Origin of the sequence: Marinobacter sp. UBA3604 (genome assembly GCF_002375325.1) — a bacterium.
GTDB classification, from domain to species: domain Bacteria; phylum Pseudomonadota; class Gammaproteobacteria; order Pseudomonadales; family Oleiphilaceae; genus Marinobacter; species Marinobacter salarius.
Map to the genome: position 1 here is coordinate 1 of NZ_DFMB01000022.1, position 25,419 is coordinate 25,419.

Below are 25,419 nucleotides of genomic sequence, written 5' to 3' on the forward strand. Positions count from 1 at the left end.
CACCAGATTTGACGATAGCTCTTTCTGTCGAAGCCGGCACCTTTAACGCGAACTGTGTCGGAGACAGGTAGGGATCAAACTTCACCATTTCAATAGGAGCCCATCCGCGTATAATTCCCATAGCCGAAAACAGGTCGTTTTCGGCTATGGACGAAACGATCAAAGGAACTGAGATGAAAACTTTTAAAACCCTGCGTCTTATCTTTACGCTCGTAGGCCTCGGCATGCTGGCCGGCGCCTTTTTCGCATTCCAGAGCACTTCAACCTTTCTTGAAACCGCAACAGCCAAGCCCGGGGTTGTATCTGACCTGATTCGCTCACGGTCCAGTGATTCCAACGCCTATTATCCCATTGTCCGATTTGAGTATGAGTCGGGCAGACCGGTGGAATTTCAGTCCTCAAGCGGCAGCAACCCTGCGAGTTACAGTCGTGGAGAGGAAGTACGTGTACTTTTTGCGCCGGGTGAACCGGAGTCGGCACGTATCGATGATTTCTTCTCGCTTTGGGGCGTGGCCCTTATTGTCGGCGGGATTGGAGCAGCGTTCTTTTTGGTTGGCGCTGGTATGTTTGTGGTGCCTGCCATCAGGAACGGGAGTGCGGCAAAACTGCGCAAAACGGGACAGCTGGTTCAATCCCGCTATCAGGGGGTGGAAAGAAACGAGAGGCTCGTTATGAATGGTAAGAGCCCATATCAGATTGTGTGTCAGTGGCAGAACCCGGTTACTTCAGATATCCACGTATTCAGGAGCGGTAACCTGTGGTTCAATCCCTCAAGCCATATCCTTGGTGATTCGATCCCTGTTTATATCAACCCGACAAACCCCGGGCAGTATTGGGTAGATACCTCCTTTCTGCCAAAATTGGCGTCCTGAAATTGAAGTGGGGAGAGACCATCCATGTCTCTCCCCCCAAGCTCACGCCTCCCGCAACTCCCGAGCTGCAGCCACCATTCCCCTCAACGCCGGAATCACCTCCTCCCACGACCGGGTTTTCAACCCGCAGTCCGGGTTGATCCAGAGCCGCTCGGCGGGGATTCTTTCCGCGGCCTTGTTCATCAGCGACACGATCTGTTCAGTCCCAGGCACGTTGGGCGAGTGAATATCGTAGACACCCGGTCCAATATCATTGGGATATTGGAAGCCCTTGAAAGCATCCAGCAGCTCCATGTCAGACCGCGAGGTTTCGATGGTGATGACATCGGCGTCCATGCGGGCGATGGCTTCGATGATGTCGTTGAATTCCGAATAACACATATGGGTGTGTATCTGAGTGTCGTCCTTCACGCCGTTGGACGTAATCCGGAAGGCTTCGATGGCCCAGTCCAGGTAGGTCTGCCAATCGCTCTGGCGCAGGGGCAGGCCTTCTCGAAGGGCGGCTTCGTCGATCTGAATGATGTTCACGCCAGCCTGTTCCAGGTCCAGTACTTCCTCACGGATGGCCAGTGCCAGTTGCAGGCAGGTGTCTTTCCGGGGCTGGTCGTCGCGCACGAAGGACCAGTTCAGGATGGTGACCGGGCCGGTGAGCATGCCCTTCAGAGGCTTGTCTGTCAGCGACTGGGCGTAGCGGATCCATTCCACGGTCATGGCTTTGGGCCGGGAGATATCGCCGAACAGGATGGGTGGTTTCACGCAGCGGGAACCGTAGGACTGTACCCAGCCGAAGCGGCTGAACACGTAGCCTTCCAGTTGCTCGCCGAAGTACTCCACCATGTCGTTGCGTTCCGCCTCACCGTGCACCAGCACGTCCAGTCCCAATTGTTCCTGTTCCCCAACGCAGTGGCGGATTTCCGCGCGGATTCGCTCGTGATATTCCTCGGGTGCGAGCTCACCCTTACGAAACTTGAGCCGTGTTTGGCGGATATCCTTGGTCTGGGGGAACGAGCCGATAGTGGTTGTGGGGTAGCGCGGCAGCTTCAGGTGGCTTGCCTGGATCGCCGAGCGCTGCTGGTAGCTGCTCTTGCGCTGACCCAGCTCAGGCGTGATCGCCGCGACCGCCTCGCGAACCTGTGGGTCCGTCACGCGGGTTGAGTTCCTGCGGCTGAGTGTGGCGTCTGCATTGCTCTTCAGTTCCCGGGTCACCGCATCCTGGCCATCGGTAAGTGCCGTGGCCAACAACTGCAGTTCTTCCAGTTTTTGCCGCGCAAAGGCCAGCCAGGAGCGTATTTCCGGGTCCATGGTGGTTTCGTTGTTCAGGTCCACCGGCACATGGAGAAGTGAGCAGGATGGCGCTATCCACAGCCGTTCTTGCAGCTTCTGGTAGACCGGTTCGAGCCAGTCGAGGGTTGCCTGCAGGTCTGTCTTCCAGATATTGCGGCCGTCAATCACGCCCAGTGAGAGTACCTTGTGCCCCGGCAGCCAGTCAGTCACGCGGGATACTTCGTCACGGGCGTTTGTCGCATCCAGGTGCAGGCCGGCAACCGGTAGTTCGCAGGCCAGTTGCAGGTTTTCCCGCAGTTGGCCGAAATAGGTGGCCAACAGCAGTTTTACCGGGCTGGTCTTGAGGTTGTGGTAAGCCAGGTTCAGGGCGTGCCGCCAGTCGCCTCCCAATTCTGTGACCAGGATTGGCTCGTCAACCTGCACCCACTCTGCGCCATTGTCGGCAAGAAGCTTCAACAGCTCCGCATAGACCGGCAGTAAGTCCTCCAGCAGGCTGAGCCGGTCTGTGTTGTCCTTGGATTTGCCAAGCCAGAGATAGGTGACAGGGCCGATGATAATCGGCTTGGCGTTAACGCCCGCAGCTTTGGCTTCGGCCAGTTGTTCCAGTAAACGCGATGGATTCAGGGTGAACTGTGTATCCGCGCCAAACTCCGGGACAATATAGTGATAGTTGGTGTCGAACCATTTGGTCATTTCTCCGGCATGCACGCCACAGCAATCGTCGTCCGCCGGAGAGCGGCCACGGGCAATGCGGAAGTAGCGGTCCAGTTCGTGGTCATCGGCCTTGCCTGAGCGCTTGGGCAGGTTGCCAAGTGTGGAGCTCATGTCCAGTACGTGGTCGTAGAGCGAGAAGTCCCCGACCGGCGCCAAGGTGAGTGGTCGCTGGTTCTGCCAAATGCTGGCGCGCAGCCCGGTGGCGGTTTGCTGCAGGCTGTTTTCGTTCAGTTCGCCCTTCCAGTAGCCCTCAAGGGCAAACTTGAGTTCGCGACGTTCGCCAATCCTGGGAAAGCCCAGGTTATGGGTGGTTACCATGATGAATCTCCTGTCGTCATTCAGTCAGGTCATCAAGGCTAGCGATGATCTGCCATGAAAAATAATGGTAAAATCTCATGAATCCATGATTTTTTTTCAAAAGGCTGGCCAATGATTGAGCGCAACCACCTGGAGATTGTCCGGGAAGTGGATCGGAGCGGCTCACTGACTGCGGCGGCGGACGCCCTGTGTCTGACCCAGTCTGCCCTCAGCCATGCCATGAAGAAGCTGGAGAAACAATTGGGGACGCCGGTGTGGGTGCGTGAAGGCCGTAAACTTCGGCCAACCCAGTCAGGGTTGTATCTGTTGTCACTGGCGAACCGTTTGTTGCCGCAGTTTGAGCACGCGGAGGAATTGGTAGGCCAGATTGCCCGGGGCCAACGGGGCAGCCTGCGAATTGGTATGGAATGTCATCCCTGTTACCAGTGGCTACTCAAGGTGGTTGGGCCGTATCTTGAGCAATGGCCAGGCGTGGATGTGGATGTGAAACAACGTTTCCAGTTTGGTGGCATTGGTGCTTTGTTCGGTTATGACATCGATGTGCTGGTGACGCCGGACCCGTTGCACCGCAAGGGGCTCGTGTACGAGCCGGTATTTGATTACGAGCAGGTATTAGTAGTGCCGAGCAATCACTCACTGGCCTCCAGGCCATGGGCAGAGCCGTCGGATCTGGAGAGTGAGACCCTGATTACCTATCCGGTGGATGCCGAGCGGCTGGACATTTATACCCGGTTTCTGGTGCCGGCCCACAGCAGCCCGGCCCGGCATAAGACCATCGAAACCACGGACATTATGCTGCAAATGGTCGCGGCAGGGCGGGGTGTCTCGGCACTTCCCCGTTGGCTGGTGGAGGAGTACGCCCATCAGATGCCGATCAGCCCGGTACGGCTTGGTCGAGAGGGTATTGATAAGCAGATTTTCCTGGGCCTCCGTGAGCGGGATGTGGACGTGGCCTATCTTCAGTCGTTCATGGAGATGGCTCGGGAGACAACCTGGGGGCTGGTTTGAAGCTGGAATGGGTCGCAACTTTGGTTGAGATGTTCGCGGGGGCGTCGTTCTTCGGTTAAAATGCGCGAAATTATTCATCGGGGATATCTGACCATGAGCGAAACACCCGCAGACCTGAAATACATTGAGACGCATCAGTGGGTGCGTGTAGCCGATGATGGCACTGCAACTGTCGGAATCACTGATTTTGCCCAGGATCAGTTGGGCGATATCGTTTTTATTGGTGTTCCGGATGTGGGAGCAACGGTGACCGGTGCTGAAGAGGCAGGGGTTGCTGAGTCGGTGAAGTCGGCGTCGGATGTGTTCAGTCCGGTGACCGGTGAGGTGATTGAGGTCAATGAGAGCCTTGAGGATGAGCCTGAGAAGGTGAATGAGGATCCTTATGGCGATGGCTGGTTGTTCCGTGTGCGGTTGGCGGATGCCGGTGAGCTGGATGGCCTGATGGATGCGGCGGCTTATGCGGAGCATGTTGCTGCCGAGGAGTAGGACTTCTAGTGTCCGGAGCATGGATTAAGCTGGGCAGGCTTTCCAAAACACGCCTCGAGACGTCCCTGTGCGGCTTGGGCTCCGCCATCCATGGCTCCGCACAGTTTTGGAAAGCCTGCCCAGCTTAATCCCCGGACCTGTGTGCTGGACTCGTTTCGAAAAGCCTTCCTTTTGTTTTTTCTTCAGGCGGTTATTTATGAATTTTCCGGTTTTATACCTCCGCAAAGGCGCCGAGCGCAGGCTCAGGGCTGGCCATCTTTGGGTCTACAGCAATGAAGTGGATACCCGTCGTTCTCCGCTGACGGAGTTTGAGGCCGGTGCCCAGGCTGAGCTGCGTGCGGCCAACGATAAGCCCATGGGAACGGTGTTTGTGAACCCGCATGCGCTGATCTGCGGCCGTTTGATCAGCCGGAATGCCGCCCATGGCATGACGCCGCAAAGGCTTACTGAGCGGGTTGAGACGGCGCTGGCGCTGCGGGAGCGGTTGTTTGACAAGCCGTTTTATCGCTGGGTGTTTGGTGACAGTGATGGGCTTTCCGGGCTGGTGATTGACCGGTTTGATGATGTTGTAGTGGTTCAGATTTCCACGGCAGGCATGGAGCAGATGAAGGAGTCGATTGTTCGTGCGGTTCAGAGGTTGGCGCATCCGCGGGCGATTATCCTCAAGAACGACGGCAAGATGCGGAAGGTGGAAGGGCTGGATACCTACGTTGAGCAGGCCCATGGCCCGGCGATTGATCTCCTGCCGGTAGAGGAAAATGGCGTGCGCTTTGAAGTCCCCATGGAGGGAGGGCAGAAAACGGGGTGGTTCTATGATCACCGCATGAACCGGCAGCGCCTTCAGGCCTATGCGCCGGGCAAGCGCGTGCTGGATGTGTTCAGCTATGTGGGTGGCTGGGGGATCCAGGCTGCCTGTGCCGGGGCGACGCAGGTGACCTGTGTGGACAGTTCCGCTGGTGCCATCGATTCTGTTCATCACAATGCGAAGATCAATGGCCTTGATAACATCGAGACGATCGAGGGTGATGCCTTCGACGCTTTGAAGGCTCTGTGCGATGAGAAGGAAAAGTTCGACATCGTCGTGCTGGACCCGCCGGCACTGATTCCTCGTCGGCGCGACCAGAAGGCCGGGGAAGAGGCTTATGCGCGCCTGAACCAGTTGGGACTCCGGTTGCTTGGTCGGGATGGACTACTGGTGTCGGCTTCCTGCTCCATGCACCTGTCCCAGGAAAAACTGACGGATATTATTCGCGGCAGTGGCCGTAAGATCGACCGATTTGTTCAGTTATTGGAGCAAGGCCATCAAGCGCCGGATCATCCGGTAGTGCCGGGGATTCCGGAGACCGATTATATTAAAAGCTGTTTTGTTCGGTCATTGACTGGGTTTCTTTGAGGCCGGGATTCTGGATTTCACTGCGATCTATTGGGCTTCCGAGAATGAAACTCAGAAGTAGCGGATTCACAGCGTATCCCGGGCACTCCCTCCCTGGGGCCTTCCCGGGCACATAGGCATATAGTTACCCGCGAAGGCTCATGACTTTCCAGCCGCTCTCTTTCGCAATTTTTTCAAGTGTGGGGTCCGGATCGACTGCGACCGGGTTGTCGACTTTGCGAAGCAATGGGGCGTCGTTATGGGAGTCACTATAGAACCAGGCGCCCTCAAGACTTTCTCCAGTTGATTCGAGCCAGTCATTCAGGCGGGTTACCTTCCCGTCCTGAAAGCTGGGAATACCTGCAACCTCTCCCGTATAACGCCCATTGACCATCTCTGGCTCAGTGGCAATCAGATGGTCAATGTCCAGCAGTTCAGCCACCGGCTCGGTTACGAACCGGTTGGTTGCAGTGATGATCATCAGCGTGTGGCCTTCGGCCCGGTGGCTATCCAGCAATGCCTTGGCCTTGGCAAGCATCATTGGCTGGATTTTTTTCGCCACAAACTGTTTGCGCCAGGTCAGCAGCTGTTCCGTGTCATGCCGTGCAAGAGGCTGAAGGGCAAAGCTCAGGTAGCGCATGATGTCCATCTCGCCGTTCAAATACTCCTCATAGAAGCGGTCATTCGCCTGCCGGTATTCTTCTGCATCCACAATAGACTCTTCCACGAGGAATTCACCCCAGGCATGGTCGCTGTCTCCGGCGAGCAGGGTGTTATCGAGATCAAAAATCGCAAGCGTCAATTTGTTTACCTCCAACAGGAACAACGGCCATTACAGGCGCGACAGTTTACCATGACATGCCGCAGTCGGCTCCGTTTGCCGAAGCCTTGGGATTCTGTAAGAATGAGAGCAACTTGGATAAATCCGGCCGGTGAATTTTTAATCCGGCCAACCGACTTTTAAGAGGACTGTGCCGTGATCGATTCGGACGGTTTCAGACCCAACGTCGGAATCATTCTGGCCAATCACAGGGGGGAAGTCCTCTGGGCAAGGCGAATAGGGCAGGACTCCTGGCAGTTCCCTCAAGGTGGTATCAAGCACGACGAATCACCAGAGGAGGCTCTCTACAGGGAGCTGGCGGAGGAAATAGGTCTCGGTACAGGCGATGTGGAAATCATCAGTTGTACCCGTGGCTGGCTGAGATACCGCCTCCCTCGCAGGATGGTGCGGCACAATTCGCACCCGGTCTGCGTGGGACAAAAACAGAAATGGTTCCTGCTGAGGATGCTTTCGCCGGATGCGCAGGTGCGCGTAGACGGCACGGACTCGCCGGAATTCGACGGCTGGCAGTGGGTTAGCTACTGGTACCCGCTTGGGCAGGTCGTCTCGTTCAAACGCGAGGTCTATCGACGTGCGCTGCGAGAGCTCGCGCCGCGGCTGTTTTATGACATGGAACAGTGGCGCCAGAGCGAGCCTTCCCGACGCGCGAAGGACACACAGAAATGACGGATTGAACCCGCCATGCTGAGCATACTGCGAAGTCTTGTACAAGAGGTAAACAGTGCCCGCGATTTGCAGGAGGCGCTGGATGTCATTGTTTCGCGGGTGCAGAAAGCCATGGATACCGAGGTTTGCTCGGTATATCTGCTTGATCCAGCCACAAATCGCTACATATTGATGGCGACAGAAGGCTTGTACCAGCAAGCAGTAGGGCAGGTCAGCCTGGCTTATTCCGAGGGCCTGATTGGTCTGGTTGGCTCCCGGGAGGAGCCTATCAACCTTGAAGATGCTCCGTCCCATCCCCGCTATCGTTACTTCCCTGAGACCGGCGAAGAGCGTTTTCGCTCATTCCTGGGTGTTCCCATCATTCACCATCGCCGGGTTCTTGGCGTTCTTGTTGTTCAGCAACGGGAAAGTTCGCGCTGCTTTGACGAGGGTGAAGAAGCCTTCCTGGTAACCGTTTCGGCCCAATTGGCAGGTGTTATCGCCCACAGCGAGGCAACGGGCGCCATCAGCGGTCTTTCCCTGACCGGTGAAGAAGCGACTGATGTCAGTTTCAGTGGTGTGCCTGGTGCGCCGGGCGTTGCCATTGGCAAGGGCGTGGTGGTGTACCCGGCCGCCGACCTGGACGTTGTGCCTGAGAAACCCACCGATGATGTTGAGCTGGAACTGTCGCTGTTTGAAGGCGCGGTGACAGCGGTTCGGGAAGACATTGAGCGGGTAGCGGCCCGGCTTGCTTCCCAGCTTCGCCCGGAAGAGCAGGCTCTGTTCGATGTCTATTTGCGTATGCTGGGTGATGACGCAATGCCGGGTGAGGTGGGCAACCGGATCAAGGAGGGTTTCTGGGCCCAGGGCGCATTGAAGCAGGTGGTTCAGCAGTACGTTCGCCACTTTGAAATGATGGACGACCACTACCTGCAGGAACGGGCTGTGGACATCCGCGACCTCGGCCGCCGTTTGTTGTCCCACTTACAGGAAGGTGAGCAGAAAGACACGGTCTATCCTGAGAACACAGTCCTTGTCAGTGAAGAGCTGACACCGGCCATGCTCGGAGAGGTGCCCAAGGGGCAACTGGTCGGTTTGGTGTCGGTTAAGGGCTCCAGCAACTCCCACGTTGCCATCCTGGCGCGTGCCATGGGTGTGCCCACCGTCATGGGGCTGGTAGATATTCCGGTCAACCAACTGGATGGCAAGGACCTGATTGTTGATGGCTTTGAAGGGCAGATTTTCGCGTCACCCTCCATGGATCTGAGGAACTTCTACCAGGAAATCTGTGACGAGGAAGACGAGTTGGTCAAAGGGCTGGAAGCCCTGCGGGATCTGCCTTGCGAAACCACCGATAACCACCGGGTGTCGCTGCTGGTGAATACTGGTCTGATGACAGATGTGGTGCGTTCTTTGAGCCATGGTGCTGAAGGTATCGGTCTGTACCGAACCGAAGTGCCGTTCATGATCAAGGACCGATTCCCGTCGGAACAGGAACAACGCGAATATTACCGCGAGCAACTGGAAGCCTTTGCGCCGAACCCTGTCACCATGCGTACGCTGGACATCGGCGGCGATAAGGCGCTGACGTACTTCCCGATCCAGGAAGAGAACCCGTTTCTGGGCTGGCGCGGTATCCGGGTAACCCTGGATCATCCGGAGATATTCCTGGTTCAGGTGCGCGCGATGCTCAAGGCGAGTGAAGGCCTGAACAATCTGCAGATCATGCTGCCGATGATCAGCAATATTTCAGAAGTGGAAGAGTCTCTCCACCTTATTTACCGGGTTTATCATGAGGTCAGGGAGGAAGGTTACAACATCCATATGCCCAAGGTCGGGGTAATGGTGGAGATTCCGGCGGCGGTGTATCAGATTCGCGAACTGGCGGATCGCGTGGATTTCCTCTCTGTGGGTTCAAACGACCTCACCCAATACTTGCTGGCGGTGGATCGCAACAATCCCAGGGTCGCGCAGCTGTACCACTCCTATCATCCCGCCGTGCTTCAGGCGCTGGTGCGCGTGGCCCAGGACGCCCATGCGGTCGGCAAGCCCGTCGGTATCTGCGGTGAACTGGCGGGTGACCCTGGCGGCGCGCTGCTATTGATGGCGATGGGCTACGATTCCCTGTCCATGAATGCGGCCAGCCTGCCGAAGGTCAAGTCCGTTATCCGTAGCGTGAGCCGCGAGTGGTCTGCGCAATTGCTCGAGGATGTTCTGCTGCTGGATTCTCCCCACGTTATCAAAAGTTGTGTGGACTTGGCGTTGCGCAATGCCGGATTTGGTCGCTACCTGCGCCCGGGCAAGACCAGCGCCATTGCCCATGCCGAAAGGGCCCTTTCGTGAAGGTGTATAGCCAATTGGTCCTATATAGGGTGTGGACTCTAAAACTGGCTGCTAGTGTTAATTGCAATGGCCAACCGCACCCGCATGGGGATATCGAATGACGGCAACCACAACAGCGATTAAGCCCGAACCTCGCATCGGCCTTGCCCTTGGCGGCGGTGGCCCGTTGGGTGGTATCTACGAAATCGGGGCGTTGCGAGCACTGGATGAGGTGCTGGACGGTCTTGATTTTAATAATATTGATGTGTACGTGGGAGTGAACGCTGGCTCTTTTGTTGCGGCCAATCTGGCAAACCAGATGACCACGGCCCAGTTGTGCCGGATTTTTGTGCGCAATGAAGCGGAAGTACATCCCTTCCATCCGGAAGTGTTTTATCGCCCGGCGTTCCGGGAGTTAGGTAGTCGCCTGCTGGCGGTTCCGGGGCTGGTGACGACCGCTGTGAGGCGGTTTGTGAACAACCCTTATGACCAGAGTCTTTTGGAAGCACTGACTATCCTCGCGCAGGCCGCGCCTGCGGGTCTTTTTGACAACGAAGGCTTGCATGAATATTTGCAGCGGGCCTTCACCATGCTTGGCCGCACCAACGATTTCCGTCAGCTCAAGCGCAGTCTGTACATCGTTGCGGCGGATGTGGAAAGCACCGAGGCGGTTTGTTTCGGTGCCCCCGGTTTTGATCATGTACCCATATCAAAGGCGATTCAGGCGAGTACATCGTCTCCGGGCATCTATGTTCCGGTCACTATCGATGGGCGCTACTACGTGGATGGCACCCTGAGAAAGGGACTGCATGCGTCTGTGGCGTTTGAGGACGGTGCGGATCTGGTTTTTGCGGTCAACCCCCAGGTTCCCATTGATGCGAGCTCAGCTGTACGAGCCGGTACCATGGGGCCGGGGGAGCTGACCCGGTCAGGTATGCCAAACCTGCTGTCCCAGATGTTCCGCACCATGGTGTACTCCCGAATGCAGTCGGGCATTGCGCAGTACACCCGGGATTACCCGGAAAAGGATATCCTGCTGTTTGAGCCGACGCGTGACGATGCCAAGTTGTTCTTCTCCAATGTGTTCAGTTTCCAGTCCCGTCGAATGGTATGTGAGCATGCCTACCAGATGACGCGGCGCGATCTGCTGAACCGTGCGGACGAGCTGGAGCCGAAGCTTGCGAAGTACGGTATTCGTTTGCGTCGGGATCGCCTGGAAGATGAGCAGCGTACGATCAGTACCAGCCTGTACGGCGAGATGCTTCCCCTCTATGTGGCGAAAGGTCGCAAGAAACGGGCTCAGAAAGGAAAGCTGGCAACGGGCTTTGACAATGTGTCGGAGCTATTCAGCAAGGCGCTGTAGTGGGCGTGATTCAGCAATCTGGAGGGAGCTAGGAGGGCGCGCGAAGAACGCGCCCCCCAATCGGGTACATTCGGGCCTTCCAGCCCTTGCGGGTCACAGGATATAGCGGCTCAGGTCTTCGTCTTCAGCCAACTCACCCAGCTTCTCGTCCACAAACGCCGCGGTAACCTCGAAGCTGTCGGTAACCTGATCACCCGCCTCGTAAGACAGACTTTCCAGCAGTCGTTCCAGCACAGTATGCAGGCGTCTTGCACCGATATTTTCCGTGGTCTCGTTGACCTTGTACGCGACCTCCGCAATACGGGCGATGGCGTCCTCTGTGAAGGTCAGCTTGACGCCCTCGGTGTCCATCAGGGCTTCGTACTGTTGTACCAGAGAGGCGTCTGGCTCCGTGAGAATGCGCTTGAAGTCATCCGGGGTCAATGCCTGCAGTTCAACGCGGATCGGCAGGCGGCCCTGTAATTCCGGGATCAGGTCAGACGGCTTCGACAGGTGAAACGCGCCGGACGCGATAAACAGGATGTGATCCGTTCGCACGGAACCATACTTGGTGCTGACGGTGCTGCCTTCAATCAGGGGCAGCAGATCCCGTTGTACACCTTCCCGTGATACGTCCGATGAGGTGTTCTCTGAGCGCTTGGCCACCTTGTCGATTTCGTCGATGAAGACGATGCCATTCTGCTCGACTGTCTGGATGGCTTTTTGCTTGATTTCCTCTTCGTTGACCAGCTTGGCGGCTTCCTCGTCGCGAACGTGCTTCATGGCGTCAGCGACCTTCATCTTGCGGGTCTTGCGCTTATCAGAGGACATGCTCGAGAACATGTTCTGTAGCTGGCTGGTCATCTCCTCCATGCCCGGAGGTGCCATGATTTCAACGCCGGCGCCGCTGTTGCGCAGGTCGATTTCGATTTCCTTGTCGTCCAGCTCGCCCTCACGCAGTTTCTTGCGGAACAGCTGGCGGGTGGAAGAGTCTTCGGTTTTCTGACTGTCTTCCTTGAAATCCCGGGGTGGCGGGATAAGGGCATCGAGAATACGTTCCTCGGCTGCATCCATGGCGCGATGCTCGTGGCGTTTCATTTCCTTCTCGCGCAGCATCTTGATGGCCATGTCCGCCAGATCACGGATAATGGACTCGACATCCCGGCCCACATAGCCCACTTCGGTAAACTTGGTCGCTTCCACTTTCAGGAAAGGGGCGTCTGCCAGTTTGGCGAGACGGCGTGCGATTTCAGTTTTGCCAACACCAGTGGGGCCGATCATGAGGATGTTTTTTGGTGTGATCTCCTCGCGCAGACCACTGTCCAACTGCATCCTGCGCCAGCGATTGCGCAGGGCGATGGCCACGGAACGCTTGGCCTCTTCCTGGCCCACGATGTGTTTGTTGAGCTCGTGGACAATCTCACGGGGGGTCATTGCAGACATGCTAGCTCCGGATCAGTCGTTGGCTGACAGCACTTCGAGGGTGCGATTGTGGTTGGTGTAGATGCAGATGTCGGCCGCTATATCCAGGCCTTTTTCCACAATCTCATTGGCTTTCAGGTCGGTGTTCTCCAGCAGGGCCCGCGCGGACGCTTGTGCAAACGGACCGCCGGAGCCGATCGCGATCAGCCCCTGTTCTGGTTCGATAACATCGCCGTTGCCAGTGATGATAAGCGATGCGGTTTTATCCGCGACGGCCAGCAAGGCTTCCAGGCGGCGAAGAGCCCTGTCTGTTCGCCAGTCTTTGGCCAGCTCGACAGCAGCGCGCGTAAGGTTGCCCTGGTGTTTCTCAAGCTGGGCTTCAAAGCGCTCGAACAAGGTGAATGCGTCGGCGGTACCACCTGCAAAACCGGCCAGCACCTTGTCGTTATAGAGTCGGCGAACCTTGCGGGCATTGCCCTTCATTACGGTATTGCCGAGGGAGACCTGGCCGTCGCCACCCATGGCCACTTCGTCGTCACGCCTGACAGAAAGTATGGTAGTCATTCTGGCTCCACTTGCCTGATAGAAAACAGTATTCAGCAGTTATGGAGGCGGGGGGGCGGTTTTCAAGGGTGGGAGGAAAGAGAGTCAGGAGGGCGGCTTAGCCCTCCTTGGGAATCTTCCTGACCAGAGGCTGAATGTTGAGGTTGACCAACTTGTCGATAGCCGCATTCATCTGGCTGCGAGAGGTGAAGGGGCCCACATTGACGCGGTACCAGATGCTTCCGCTGTCGAGGTCGATGCGTTTGACCTGGGCACGGAGGCCCTGGAACGCGATTTCGGCTCGCTGCCTCTCCGCATCTTGCTGTTGTCGGAAAGACCCCGTCTGCACCAGGTAATCAAACGTTTGCTGTCCGGGCCCTGGGGTATATTCCTCAACCTCGGGAGGAACCACCTCCGAGTCAGGAAGCATGTCGTAAAAGCGAAAGCCGGGTTTTTCTTTTGCGGCGGTTTCCGGAGGCTTTTCCTTTACCGCAGGCGTTTCGGCTGCTGTGGCTTTTTCATCCTGGCGAGGCTCGGATGTCGGAAGTGAGTTGAGATAGGCAATAAAGCCGATAAAACCACCCACGGCTGCCAGTGACAGGATCCACTTCAATGACAAGCCGCCCCGCTGTGACTTGGCTGCAGCAGGGCGTTTGGGGGGCTGCTTTTGCTTACGCACAGGCCTCGCGGATTTTTTTGATGTTGCCGGTTTGCTGGCCGGTCTGGATTTGCGGGCATAGTCTCGGGACATGGCCGGGTTAGTTCCTGTTGCGTGCCTGATTATTCAGATCATGAAGCCTGACTTGCTACATTTCGTCGGGAGCGCTTACGCCAAGCAGGTCAAGACCATTGGCGATCACCTGCCGGACCGCAAGATACAGGGAAACGCGAGCGTCCCGGACAGCGGTATCCTCGATCAGAACTTTGTGGGCGTTGTAGTAGGTATGAAACTGACCAGCAAGATCCCTGAGATAGTGCGTCAGGTGATGTGGTTCTCTCAGTTTGGCTGAGCTTTCTATCAGCTCGGGGTACTTGGCTAGCTGATTAGCGAGATCCTTTTCCTCGTCGAGTGTCAGCAAGGACAGGTCGCCGACACATTCGTTCAGACCACGTTCAACCCCTTCTTCTTTCAGCTTTCTGAGCACGCTGCAAATACGTGCATGGGCATACTGAATGTAATAGACCGGATTTTCATTGGTCTGGGAGCGGGCCAGATCGATATCGAAGGTCAACTGGGAGTCGACTCTGCGGGCCGCAAGGAAGAAGCGGGTGGCATCGCGGCCCACTTCGTCGATCAGGTCGCGGACCGTCACGTAACTGCCCGCGCGCTTGGAAATCTTCACTTCCTGCCCAGACCGGGTCACCATCACCATCTGGTGAAGAACGTAATCCGGCCAGCCCTGGGGGATGTCAGCGTTCAGCGCTTGCAGACCGGCACGGACCCGCGTGACGGTAGAGTGGTGGTCGGCACCCTGCTCATTGATAACCGTGGTAAAGCCCCGCTGCCACTTGTCCAGGTGGTAGGCCACGTCTGGCAGGAAATAGGTGTAGCCGCCATCTTTCTTGCGCATCACGCGGTCTTTGTCATCACCGAATTCGGTGGTTTTCAGCCACATGGCGCCGTCGTGTTCGTAGGTATAGCCATTTTCCTGCAGGCGCTCGACAGCTTCCTCTACCTTGCCATCTTCATACAGCGAGGACTCAAGGAAGTACACGTCGAATTCCACGCCAAAGGCTTTCAGGTCGAGATCCTGCTCACGACGCAGGTAGGCTACGGCGAATTCCTGGATGGCTTGCTGATCGTCCGGATCGGCTTTAGCGGTGACTTCCCGGTCGTCCGCGGTAACGGTTTCGCCGGCGAGATAGGCGTTGGCCACATCGGTGATGTAGTCACCGCGGTAGCCATCGGCAGGCCAGTTTTCGTCTTCCGGTGTCAGCCCTTTCACTCGAGATTGCACTGAAAGCGCCAGGTTGTTGATCTGCGCGCCCGCATCGTTGTAGTAAAACTCGCGGGTGACTTGGTAACCATTGGCTTCCAGCAGGCGGCTCAGGCAGTCACCTATCGCTGCACCACGGCCGTGGCCCACGTGCAAGGGGCCGGTTGGGTTGGCAGAGACAAATTCCACCTGGACCTTCTTGCCTTCGCCGTTGTTGTTGCGGCCGTATTGCCCGGCGTCGTCGAGAATGGTGTTGACCACTTCAAAGGCGCTGGCAGTACTCATGAAAAAGTTGATAAATCCGGGGCCCGCAATTTCAACCTTCTCGACAGCGCTGCTGTTCGGTAGCCGTTCGACCAATGCTTCTGCCAGTTTTCGTGGCGGGCAACCGGCAGCCTTCGATGCCACCAGGGCAATATTGCAGGCGTAATCGCCATGGGATTTGTCCTTGGTGTTGCCTACCTGTGGTGTAAAGGTCTGATCTGCGGGCAGAGTGCCTTCAGATTGCAGGGTCGCCAGCGCAGACTGGAGAAGTTCGGATACGGTCTCTTTCATGCTGTCGGATGACTCGAGTTGCAAGAGAATGGAAGAACGGCGGCAAGCGTCCCGCCGGAGATGTCGAAGGACGCTATTATCGCGGAAAGGTGCGGGCGACTCAAATTACGCTGTTCGAGGCCAGTTGCGTTCCCCCGGGGGGGCGAAGGGCTCCCGATGCTACAGGGTGTTGTTGGTACTGCTTTAGTCTCCTTGGAAAGGAAGGATCACCGTATTATTGGCACTCATGAAGCTTATACGGAGGTTGATGCTGTCGTAGGAGCCCAAACCGTTATAGCGGCCATTGCGTTCGGACGGCGATGAGGTAGGTGTGGTCCCACAGTTGGTGGCTTCAAACGTGACGTCAAAGACGTTGACGCTTGAGGACTGGATTGAAATCTGCCCATCAAAAACACAGCCTGTTGAATCCGATCCGGTAAGGCAGCCTTGGCTGCACTCCCGCTGAATTGGGCGCCTTCAGAGTCTGATTCAACATTGCCAAACACGGAATTTACCGAGTTGATGGCCTTTGGCAGGTTGTAAAATATTGCAAAAAGGCCCTCGTTGTCACAGTTTTGGTGGGTCATCCGGTTTCTAGCGGATCAACGTCGATTGCCCACCTGATATCCGCGGGAAGTTTCATCAGGTCAAGTTCCTGGCAAAGCGCTGCCAGTTGACGGTTAAGCCGGATTCGGTTGCTTGAAACCATGATCAGTTGGGCCCGGTGACGATCAGCCCTGCGCGCGATCACAGCAGGTAATGGCCCCCAAGACTCAACGCCGCAGTCTGATGCCTTAGACTTCATGTCATCAAGTAGTTTGAGGCTCGATGCCATGATGTTCGACTCAGCTCGAAGTATGGCCATTGACCGGAAGGGTGGGAGTTGGCCGGTTTCCCGTTCGGCAAGCAATTGGTCGGCAACAGGGAGATAATAGCCCGCCGCTAAAGATCGCAGTAGTGGGTGGTCGCTATGGCAGGTTTGCACCAGTACTTCCCCTGATTTTTCACCACGTCCGGCCCGTCCGCTAACCTGCAGTAGGGTCTGGATCAATTGTTCGGGCGCGCGAAAGTCTACGCTGAACAGTCCGCCATCAGCATTAACAACAACGACGAGCGTAACGTTTGGGAAGTCGTGCCCCTTGGCCAGCATCTGTGTGCCCACCAGTATGCAGGGGCTGCCGCTGTTCACTGTCTCGAGAATACCCTGAATGCTGCCTTTGCGTTGAGTGCTGTCCCGATCGACCCGCACGACGGGGACGTCCGGAAACTGTGTTGCCAATACATCTTCACTTCTTTCAGTGCCTTGGCCGACTGGCTTGAATGAATCGCTGCTGCATTTTGGACAGTGGTCTGTCGCGGCGGTCTGAAAGTCGCAATGGTGGCACCGCATGGCACGGTCGCGGCGATGATAGGTAAGGCGGGTGTCGCAGCGGGGGCACTCAACCATATGGCCGCAGTCGAAACACATCATGACCGGAGCAAACCCTCGGCGATTTACGTACACCAGAGCTTGCTGTCCGGCGTTCAGGCATTTCTCGATAGCACGCATCACAGGTCGTGAGAGGCCGCCTTCCAGAGGTCGGCTGCGAATGTCCAGTAACTTGATCGTCGGCAGTTTGGCATTGCCTGCACGCTCCTCAAGTCGAACCAGCGTGTATTTGCCGGTCAGGGCGTTGTGGTAGGACTCCATAGAGGGGGTTGCGGAGCCAAGAATAATGGGGCAATTATTGAGGTGTGCACGATAGACTGCGGTGTCCCTGGCGGAATAGCGGAATCCTTCCCCCTGTTTATAGGAGCTGTCGTGTTCCTCATCCACGATGATGGTTTTCAGCTCGGTGAAGGGGAGCAACACAGCCGAGCGGGTACCGATCAGAATGACCGGCTCACCATTACGGATTCTCAGCCAGGTTGAGAGTCGCTCGCTGTCTTTTAGTGCCGAGTGCCACACTGCGATACGGGATCCGAAATAGTACTGGAAGCGGGCAACGGTCTGCGGCGTCAGGTTGATCTCAGGAACCAGAACGAGCGCCTGGTGCTTGTTGTCCAGGTGAGTCTTGAGGTAATGGAGATAAAGCTCGGTTTTCCCGCTGCCTGTGATACCGAACAGGAGTGTCGTCGTGAAGCCGTCATCAGACGATGCAAGTTGGTCAGCAGCTTCTTGTTGGGCCGGAGACAGCACGGGGATACGATTCCGGGTTTCCGCCGCCGCACCGCTTGGTGAGGGTGGCGTGGTCTCAACGATCAGTTCTTTTTCCTGAAGGCTCCGGATTTGCGATTGTGTGAAACCAGCGCGCACAATCTGTTTGCTGCCCGCGCCTCCGGGTTGGCGCTTCAGCCAGGCCAGCAGCTCTCTCTGTCGCGTTGCGTTGCCGGGCAGCAGCGCCGGATCGCCGCAGGCTTGCCAATAAGGTTCGGCATGCTCCACGGCAGGTCTGCCGCGACGCAGGGCGGGCGGCAGTGCGGTAAAAAGGCATTCGCCGAGCGGGTGCTGATAGTAATCCGACGCCCAACTGAGTAGGCGGAAGGTTTCCGGGGGCAGTGCAGGCCATGTCTCGCTGGCTGATCGGACCGGCTTGAGAGTGATGCCCTCTGGTGGTCGAGCGTCAGTCTCGACCACCAGACCGGTGGCCGATTGCCTGCCGAAAGGGACGGTGACGCGTTGGCCCTTTTGTAATGTCAGGTGGTCTGGTACCAGGTAGTCGAACAGCCGCCGGAGAGGGCGATTCAATGCTATACGCGCAGTTCGGGGCACATCTGGCTCCATGGCGATGAAGGTGTCACGGTATCTGCCTATCCTTAAAAAGGGCTGCAATCCGGCGTGTCCCGTGTCGGGCGGGATGATAAGACGGTCCGGGGCTTGCCTGATACCGCATTTGCAAGTAAGATTCGCGGTCTGTTTCCGGCAGGGCATGATTGTGCCCCGTCTTGTCAATTGATTCAAACATGCGGTGCCTGACACCCGGATTGCGCTGAAACCCAGGCAATCCCGTGATCTGGTAGCGGCATGACCGACAGAGGTTCGCCATGAAAGAAGGTATTCACCCCAAGTACGAAGAGATTACCGCTACCTGTTCCTGCGGTAACGTTCTCAAGACCCGCTCTACGTTTACTCAGGACCTGACTCTGGATGTATGCTCCCAGTGTCACCCTTTCTACACAGGTAAGCAGAAAGTGATGGACACCGGCGGCCGTATCGACCGTTTCCAGAAGCGTTTCGGTGGTCGCATCGGTGGCAAGAAAGCCTGATCCGAATGCTGATAGTGGAAAAAGCGCCTTGCGAGGCGCTTTTTTTGTATCTGCAGGCCCCCGCTGTAGGGCGCGCCTGTTGTGAGTGCATACGCAAAAAGCCGTATTGACTGATTAACAAGTGGCCAATCCGGCCTTGTCTGATGCAGCCCTTCGCGCCATAATGTCGCGCTCCGCTGGGCAAGGCCCGGTGGCTTATTACCTCTTAAACGTGACAAACGGAACAGTGGCAATGTCTCAAGATCTGAAAGAAGCAGCCCTTGAATACCACGCCAAGCCGCGGCCTGGTAAGCTGAGTGTTGAAATCACCAAGCCCACCAAGACCTCCCGCGACCTTTCCCTGGCGTACAGCCCCGGGGTTGCCGAGCCGGTCCGCGAGATCGCGAAGGACCCCGAGAACGCATACAAATACACCGCCAAGGGTAATCTGGTAGCCGTGATTTCAGACGGCACTGCAATTCTTGGTCTGGGTAACCTGGGTCCGCTGGCGAGCAAGCCGGTTATGGAAGGCAAAGGCGTACTGTTCAAGCGCTTTGCTGGAATTGATGTGTTCGATATCGAGGTCAATTCCGAAAGCCCCCAGGCATTTATTGAAACGGTTGAGCGTATTGCCGACACCTTCGGTGGTATTAACCTTGAAGACATCAAGGCTCCCGAATGCTTCGAAATCGAGCGCGCGCTAATCGAAAAGTGCAGTGTACCCATCTTTCATGATGATCAGCACGGCACGGCCATCGTAACAGCGGCAGGCATGATTAACGCCCTGGAGTTGCAGGACAAGAAAATCGATGAAGCCAAAGTGGTCTGCCTCGGAGCTGGCGCAGCGGCTATCGCTTGCATGAAGCTGCTGATCAGCTGTGGCGTTCGGTCCGAAAACATCTACATGCTGGACCGCAAGGGCGTGATTCATTCCGGTCGCGAGGACCTGAACCAATACAAGGCGATGTTTGCCAACGATACTGACAAGCGCACGCTTGATGATGCGATGGACGGTGCAGATGTATTTCTCGGGCTTTCCGGCCCGGATCTGCTGAGCGCGGACCAGCTTAAGCTGATGGCTCCGAACCCGATTGTGTTTGCCTGCTCCAACCCGGACCCTGAGATCAGCCCTGAAGTGGCGCTGGCTACCCGCGATGACCTGATCATGGCTACAGGCCGCTCAGACTACCCGAATCAGGTGAATAACGTGCTTGGCTTCCCGTTCATCTTCCGTGGTGCTCTGGACGTGAGGGCGACCGCAATCAACGAAGAAATGAAAGTGGCGGCTGTTCACGCGATTCGCGAGCTGGCGAAAGAGCCGGTTCCGCAGGAAATCTGTGAAGCCTATGACGTTGCAAGTTTCGAGTTTGGTCGGGAGTACATCATTCCCAAGCCGATGGACGTGCGCCTGCTGGAAGTTGTTCCGGCGGCAGTCGCTCGCGCGGCGGTCGACTCAGGCGTTGCCCGTAACGGCTACCCGGCCCATTACCCACTGAAATCAATGGACGATATCATCTGATATAGTCCAATCGAATGTTGGGAAATAAAAAAACCGGCGATTGTTAAGTCGCCGGTTTTTTTGTGGCCGCGAGAATTTTTTTCGCCCCGCTTGCTGGTGTCAGAATATCTGTCTCGACAGGTCGTCGCTACTGCCATTGTTGCCGCCGGCCGATGACTCATCCTGAGGGTCTAGCGGCGGCGGGGCATCCTCTTCACGGAATATTTCGAACATGGCACCTTCTTGCCCTGGCCTTGCTCGCCTGCCTGTTTCCGGGTCGATGCGGATGTTAACGATGCCATTGGGTCTTGCCATCAATGATGGCGGCTCGCCCTTTAGTGCCACTTTCATGTAATCAATCCAGGCGGGCAGGGCAGTACTGGCGCCGAACTCTCGACGGCCAAGGGGTTGTGGTTGATCAAAGCCAACCCAAACAGTGGTGGCTACGTCATGGTTGAAGCCGCCGAACCAAGTGTCTCTCTGTTCATTGGTGGTGCCGGTTTTGCCGCTGATGTCATCCCGCCCCAAGGCCTGAGCCCGTCGGCCTGTGCCCCGCTTGATTACATCCCGCATCATGGAGTGCAGGATGTATACGGAGCGTTCATCAGCCAGGCGTCTCGCAATGCGAACTTCTTTCTCGTCGTCGGAGTTGTTCTCCTGTTTCTCTGTGCAGTTTTCATCGCAGAGTTTGACGTCCGGTGCTTCGAAGATTGTTTCGTTGTTGATATCCGAGATCTGGCTGATGAGGTAGGGCTCGACGTCATAGCCGCCGTTGGCGATCACCGCGAACCCCCGGGCCAGGTCCATCGGTGTCAGAAGCCCGCTGCCCAATGAGAGTGACAGATCTTTTTGCATGTCCTCCGTGGGGATCTGAAGCTGCTCAAGGTAGTCTATGGTGTTCTGGATGCCCAGGTCCCGAAGCAAGCGTACTGACACCAGGTTGCGGGATCGATACAGGGCTTCTCGCAGGCGAGTGGGGCCGTAAAACTGTCCTGATGAATTCTGTGGGCGCCATGTGGTCTCCAATTCGGAGTCGTCAAACACAATTGGTGCGTCGTTGTAGATGGTTGCGGGTGTCATTCCGCTTTCCAGCGCGCTCAGATACAGGAACGGCTTGAAGGTTGAGCCCGGCTGCCTCCTCGCCTGGGTGGCGCGATTGTATTTGTTTTGACTGAAACTGTATCCGCCAGCGAGTGCTTCAATGGCGCCGGTTTGTGCGTCAAGGGAGATCAGTGCGCCCTGTACTGCAGGTACCTGCGAAAGCGCAACGCGCCGGACTTCGGCAATATCCAGGGTTTGCTGATCATCGCTTTGTTCCTGGATGTCGGATTCACTTGGCTGCTCGGGTGTCATCACCACCATGGGTTTTACGTAAATGATATCGCCCGCAGCGACTACGTCGGATGGCTTTCCCGGCTCGGGTCCGGTTAAATTTTCGGTTTTGTATCGTTTGGCCCAGGTCATTGTGGAGAATGCCATTACGGACTCGCCAAGCTGGCGGGCGTAAAGATCGACCTCGCTGTCTTCGTCTCTCACCCGGGTTACAACTGCGGGCACGAGCTCGGCTACGCGGGGGTAGTTTGCCATCAGATTGGGGAGGTTGTCGGGGACCAGTTGTTCTTCATCCACCTGCCCAATGGGGCCGCGGAAACCGTGGCGCCGGTCGTATGCTTCCAATCCTGCTCTTAGGGCTCTCGTCGCTTCTTGTTGCTTCTCGCTTTCAACGGTCAGTTTGACTTCATAGCCGTCGGTGTAGGCGGCATCGCCGAATCGCCTGACCAGTTCGGCTCGGGCCATTTCCGCAACGTGGTCGGCATCAACCTCAGTGGACGGGGCGTTAAAGCTTGCGGTCAGGGGGGCGCTGGCAGCCAGCTCATAAGCGTCACTGGTGATGTATTGGAGGTCGCGCATGCGCCCCAGTATCCAGTTACGACGAATCTGTGCTCGCTCGGGGTTTGCCAGGGGGTTGTAGGCGGAGGGAGCCTTGGGCAGCCCGGCAAGCATGGCCATTTCTGCCAGAGAAAGCTCGGTCACGGGTTTGTCGTAATACACCTGGGCGGCTGCAGCGATACCATAGGCGCGATTGCCCAGGTAGATCTTGTTGAGGTAGAGCTCCATGATGCGGTTTTTGTCCAGTTCACGCTCTATCTGAAGAGCCAGAAGTATCTCGTTGAACTTGCGAATAAACGTCCTATCGCGTGACAAAAAGTAATTTTTTGCAACCTGCATTGTGATGGTGCTGCCCCCGGACTGGATCTCGCCGGTGGAGATCAGTTCGATGGCAGCCCGCATCAGGCCTTTAAAGTCGACCCCAAAGTGTTCGTAAAAACGGGCGTCTTCGGCTGCCATAAAGGCATGTAACTGAATTGTAGGGATCTGTTCTATTGTGACCGGTGCCCTTCTCTTTTCACCGAATTCTGCTATTAATTTGTCGTCTGCGCTGTAGACCCTCAAGGGGGTCTGCAACTTGATGTCCAGGAGTTGCTCCACAGGAGGCAAACCTGGGCGGAGATAAAGGTAAAATCCTGACGCCACGATTGTGGCGAGACTGAGTCCAGTGAGAAATAGCCATGCAAACAGGCGAGATGTACGCAACAAATGAGACATTTTTTTCTGACAACTGTTGGATATAGGTCTATCATTTGAGAAATTGCTTTAGGAAGGGCTAGCCGCTTCCCGGGTGCAATGCTTCTCAATTAAAGAAGAACGAGCATTGTAGACGGAAAACTAAAGAAATTCTCTTAAATAAAAAACACATATGAAAGAACTCCGTCGGGAGTTTTCATAACCCGGTGCATGTAACCAGGTATAGGGTGAGCGCGTGTTCGGATTGTTAGGAAAAAAATCCAGTTCGGTGCTGGGCGTGGATATCAGCTCCAGCTCGGTCAAGCTACTGGAACTATCGAAGCAGGGTGACCGCTACAAGGTCGAGAGCTACGCAGTGGAGCCGCTACCGGCCAATGCTGTGGTAGAGAAAAATATCACGGATGTCGAAGCGGTGGGCGAAGTGCTCAAACGTGTCGCATCTAAATCACGTACGAGCGTCAAGCAGGTGGCTGTAGCCGTCTCCGGTTCCGCCGTTATTACCAAGCTGATCCAGATGGACAGTGGTCTCAACGAGTTTGAGATGGAAGACCAGATAACGCTTGAGGCCGATCAGTATATCCCCTATCCGCTGGATGAAGTGGCGATCGACTTCGAGGTTCAGGGGCCGTCTGAGACCAACCCGGACCAGGTCGATGTACTTCTTGCGGCGTGCCGGAAAGAAAACGTCGATATTCGGGAAGATGCTCTAGAAATTGGGTCTTTGACCACCAAGATCGTGGACGTAGAGGCCTATGCACTTGAGCGCGCATACGCACTCATTGAGTCCCAGCTTGATTCCCAGGGTGAAGAACTCGTTGTGGCGATCGTCGATATCGGCGCCACCATGACCACGCTGAGCGTGTTGGCGGAAGGCAAGACGGTTTACACCCGCGAGCAGATTTTCGGGGGGAAACAACTCACCGAAGAAATTCAGCGTCGTTATGGTTTATCCCTTGAAGAAGCCGGTCTGGCCAAGAAGCAGGGTGGTCTTCCAGACGACTACGATTCCGAAGTTCTGACGCCTTTCCGCGAAGCGGTCGTTCAGCAGGTTGCTAGGGCGCTGCAGTTCTTCTTCGGCGCAAGCCAGTACAATGCGGTTGACTACGTGGTCCTGGCAGGTGGCACGGCATCTATTCAGGGGCTGACAGAAATGGTCGAGGAAAAAACAGGCACACCAACGCTGGTCGCAAATCCTTTCGCGGACATGGCGGTGGGGTCAAGAGTGAATGCGTCTTCGCTGAGCAATGATGCACCTTCACTCATGATTGCCTGCGGGCTGGCAATGAGGAGCTTTGACTGATGGCAAAGATTAACCTCAGACCCTGGCGCGAAGAACTCCGGGCGGAGAAGCAGAAGCAGTTTGTGGTGATGATACTGGGGGCGGCTTTTATAGCTGTCGGCCTGACTTTTCTCTGGAAAACCGATATGGACAACCGTATCGCCTACCAGGAATCCAGAAATGCCTACATCGAAACCGCAACCAAGCAGCTGGATAAGCAGATTAAAGAGATCGAGGATTTGAAGCGCAAGCGGGACGAGCTACTGTCGCGCATGCAGGTCATTCAGGATCTCCAGGGCAAGCGCCCGGTTATTGTGCGGGTTTTTGACGAACTGGTTCGCACGCTGCCAGATGGACTTTTTTATACGAACCTCAAAAAGACCGGAGACACAGTGGATGTCGTTGGTATGTCGGAGTCCAATAGCCGAATTTCCGCCCTTATGAGGCGTTTTGAAGAGTCCGACTGGTTCACTAATCCTAACCTGTCAAACGTGTCTGCCGCCGATAACCGTCGTGCTGGTTATAGCCAGTTCAACCTGTCGGTGCAGCAACAAACACCAGAGCCCGAAGGGGAGGACAAGTAATGAGCCTCGCGGACTCACTCAAGAACCTCAATGAATTTGATATCAATGACCTGGACGTCAACAATGCCGGTATTTGGCCCGCCCCGATCAAGGCAATCGTAGCGCTCATCATTTTTGGCCTGATACTGGGTGGTGGTTACTGGTTCTTTATCAAAGATCAGTATGTCCAGCTTGACCGGGTCGAAAAGACCGAGCAGGAGCTTCGGAAGCGCTACGAAGACAAAGCTTACCAGGTGGCTAACCTTGAAGTATTCAAGGCGCAAATGGAGGAAATGGAAGAAACCTTCGGCGCGCTTGTGCGTCAACTCCCGAGTGAAACCGAAGTGCCTGGTCTGCTGGAGGATATTACCAATACGGCGTTGGGTAGTGGCCTTTCGCTCCAGGAGGTCAAGTTGCAGGGTGAGCAGCGGCGTGATTTCTACGCGGAGCTTCCGATCAACATCCGGGTATCGGGTTCGTATCACGAATTGGCGACGTTTGTCAGCAGTGTGGCGAGCCTGCCACGGATTGTGACGTTGCATGACCTAACGATAACACCAACAGGCGGTGATGGAGAGCAGCTAAATATGCAGGTTCTTGCACGTACCTACCGCTACCGGGCTGGAGA

At 56.2% G+C, this 25,419-nt stretch carries 20 protein-coding genes; 12 read left to right on the top strand and 8 right to left on the bottom strand.

All coding sequences use genetic code 11. The features are described from left to right. Positions 1-146: 146 nt before the first annotated feature. Positions 147-872, top strand: coding sequence for a DUF3592 domain-containing protein (locus tag B2590_RS06520; RefSeq protein WP_081899211.1), 726 nt, complete (start codon positions 147-149; stop codon positions 870-872). A gap of 42 nt (positions 873-914) precedes the next feature. On the opposite strand, the gene metE is transcribed toward B2590_RS06520, so the two are convergent. Continuing rightward, positions 915-3,188, bottom strand: coding sequence for a 5-methyltetrahydropteroyltriglutamate--homocysteine S-methyltransferase (gene metE, locus B2590_RS06525; RefSeq protein ID WP_286811228.1), 2,274 nt, complete (start codon positions 3,186-3,188; stop codon positions 915-917). A gap of 111 nt (positions 3,189-3,299) precedes the next feature. Between metE and B2590_RS06530 the strand changes: the two genes are divergently transcribed. The 3 genes from B2590_RS06530 (at position 3,300) to B2590_RS06540 (ending at position 6,075) form a co-directional block, all read left to right on the top strand. After that, a complete protein-coding gene (locus B2590_RS06530) occupies positions 3,300-4,196 on the top strand; it encodes a LysR family transcriptional regulator (RefSeq protein WP_286811230.1) in 897 nt (298 codons plus the stop codon). Between the two features lie 93 nt (positions 4,197-4,289). After that, entirely contained in the window at positions 4,290-4,682 is a 393-nt protein-coding gene (gene gcvH, locus B2590_RS06535) for a glycine cleavage system protein GcvH (RefSeq protein WP_273065729.1), read from the top strand. A 196-nt stretch (positions 4,683-4,878) separates the two neighbouring features. Further along, a complete protein-coding gene (locus B2590_RS06540) occupies positions 4,879-6,075 on the top strand; it encodes a class I SAM-dependent rRNA methyltransferase (RefSeq protein WP_286847910.1) in 1,197 nt (398 codons plus the stop codon). Positions 6,076-6,199: 124 nt separating this feature from the next. Here B2590_RS06540 and B2590_RS06545 read toward each other — a convergent pair whose 3' ends face one another. Then, a complete protein-coding gene (locus B2590_RS06545) occupies positions 6,200-6,856 on the bottom strand; it encodes an HAD family hydrolase (protein WP_273065735.1) in 657 nt (218 codons plus the stop codon). Positions 6,857-7,030: 174 nt separating this feature from the next. Here B2590_RS06545 and B2590_RS06550 point away from each other — a divergent pair, with 174 nt between their 5' ends. From B2590_RS06550 to B2590_RS06560, 3 genes are all read left to right on the top strand, one after another. Next, positions 7,031-7,561, top strand: coding sequence for an RNA pyrophosphohydrolase (locus tag B2590_RS06550; RefSeq protein ID WP_091643469.1), 531 nt, complete (start codon positions 7,031-7,033; stop codon positions 7,559-7,561). A gap of 15 nt (positions 7,562-7,576) precedes the next feature. Beyond that, on the top strand, positions 7,577-9,883 hold the full coding sequence (gene ptsP, locus B2590_RS06555) for a phosphoenolpyruvate--protein phosphotransferase (protein ID WP_286811233.1): 2,307 nt from the start codon (positions 7,577-7,579) through the stop codon (positions 9,881-9,883). Between the two features lie 97 nt (positions 9,884-9,980). After that, positions 9,981-11,225 (top strand): patatin-like phospholipase family protein, encoded by a 1,245-nt coding sequence (locus B2590_RS06560; RefSeq protein WP_286811234.1) that lies wholly within the window; start codon positions 9,981-9,983, stop codon positions 11,223-11,225. A 93-nt stretch (positions 11,226-11,318) separates the two neighbouring features. Here B2590_RS06560 and hslU read toward each other — a convergent pair whose 3' ends face one another. The 5 genes from hslU to B2590_RS06585 all read right to left on the bottom strand — a co-directional run bounded on the left by hslU (position 11,319) and on the right by B2590_RS06585 (position 18,404). Then, the gene (hslU, locus tag B2590_RS06565) at positions 11,319-12,647 is read right to left on the bottom strand and encodes an ATP-dependent protease ATPase subunit HslU (RefSeq protein ID WP_085681601.1); all 1,329 of its coding nucleotides are present in this window, start codon (positions 12,645-12,647) and stop codon (positions 11,319-11,321) included. 12 nt (positions 12,648-12,659) lie between these two features. Further along, a complete protein-coding gene (gene hslV, locus B2590_RS06570; protein WP_007154624.1) occupies positions 12,660-13,190 on the bottom strand; it encodes an ATP-dependent protease subunit HslV in 531 nt (176 codons plus the stop codon). Positions 13,191-13,287: 97 nt separating this feature from the next. Beyond that, positions 13,288-13,920 carry an SPOR domain-containing protein gene (locus tag B2590_RS06575; RefSeq protein ID WP_286811235.1) on the bottom strand — a complete coding sequence of 211 codons (633 nt, stop codon included), beginning with the start codon at positions 13,918-13,920 and terminating at the stop codon, positions 13,288-13,290. A 55-nt stretch (positions 13,921-13,975) separates the two neighbouring features. Next, a complete protein-coding gene (argS, locus tag B2590_RS06580; protein WP_286811236.1) occupies positions 13,976-15,661 on the bottom strand; it encodes an arginine--tRNA ligase in 1,686 nt (561 codons plus the stop codon). A gap of 562 nt (positions 15,662-16,223) precedes the next feature. Continuing rightward, positions 16,224-18,404: a primosomal protein N' gene (locus tag B2590_RS06585; protein ID WP_286811267.1), complete on the bottom strand. Its 2,181-nt coding sequence runs from the start codon at positions 18,402-18,404 to the stop codon at positions 16,224-16,226. Positions 18,405-18,664: 260 nt separating this feature from the next. Between B2590_RS06585 and rpmE the strand changes: the two genes are divergently transcribed. Together rpmE and B2590_RS06595 are read left to right on the top strand one after the other, a co-directional pair. Further along, positions 18,665-18,886: a 50S ribosomal protein L31 gene (rpmE, locus tag B2590_RS06590; RefSeq protein WP_286811237.1), complete on the top strand. Its 222-nt coding sequence runs from the start codon at positions 18,665-18,667 to the stop codon at positions 18,884-18,886. A 232-nt stretch (positions 18,887-19,118) separates the two neighbouring features. Next, positions 19,119-20,384, top strand: coding sequence for a malic enzyme-like NAD(P)-binding protein (locus B2590_RS06595; RefSeq protein ID WP_286811238.1), 1,266 nt, complete (start codon positions 19,119-19,121; stop codon positions 20,382-20,384). Positions 20,385-20,483: 99 nt separating this feature from the next. Here B2590_RS06595 and B2590_RS06600 read toward each other — a convergent pair whose 3' ends face one another. After that, positions 20,484-22,970, bottom strand: coding sequence for a penicillin-binding protein 1A (locus tag B2590_RS06600; protein ID WP_286847911.1), 2,487 nt, complete (start codon positions 22,968-22,970; stop codon positions 20,484-20,486). Between the two features lie 214 nt (positions 22,971-23,184). Here B2590_RS06600 and B2590_RS06605 point away from each other — a divergent pair, with 214 nt between their 5' ends. The 3 genes from B2590_RS06605 to B2590_RS06615 form a co-directional block, all read left to right on the top strand. Continuing rightward, entirely contained in the window at positions 23,185-24,249 is a 1,065-nt protein-coding gene (locus tag B2590_RS06605) for a pilus assembly protein PilM (protein ID WP_286811241.1), read from the top strand. Continuing rightward, positions 24,249-24,812, top strand: coding sequence for a PilN domain-containing protein (locus B2590_RS06610; protein ID WP_199448561.1), 564 nt, complete (start codon positions 24,249-24,251; stop codon positions 24,810-24,812). The genes B2590_RS06605 and B2590_RS06610 overlap by 1 nt, the downstream gene beginning before the upstream one ends. Then, on the top strand, positions 24,812-25,419 hold a 608-nt coding region (locus tag B2590_RS06615), incomplete at its 3' end, for a type 4a pilus biogenesis protein PilO (protein WP_286847912.1). The genes B2590_RS06610 and B2590_RS06615, both read left to right, overlap by 1 nt.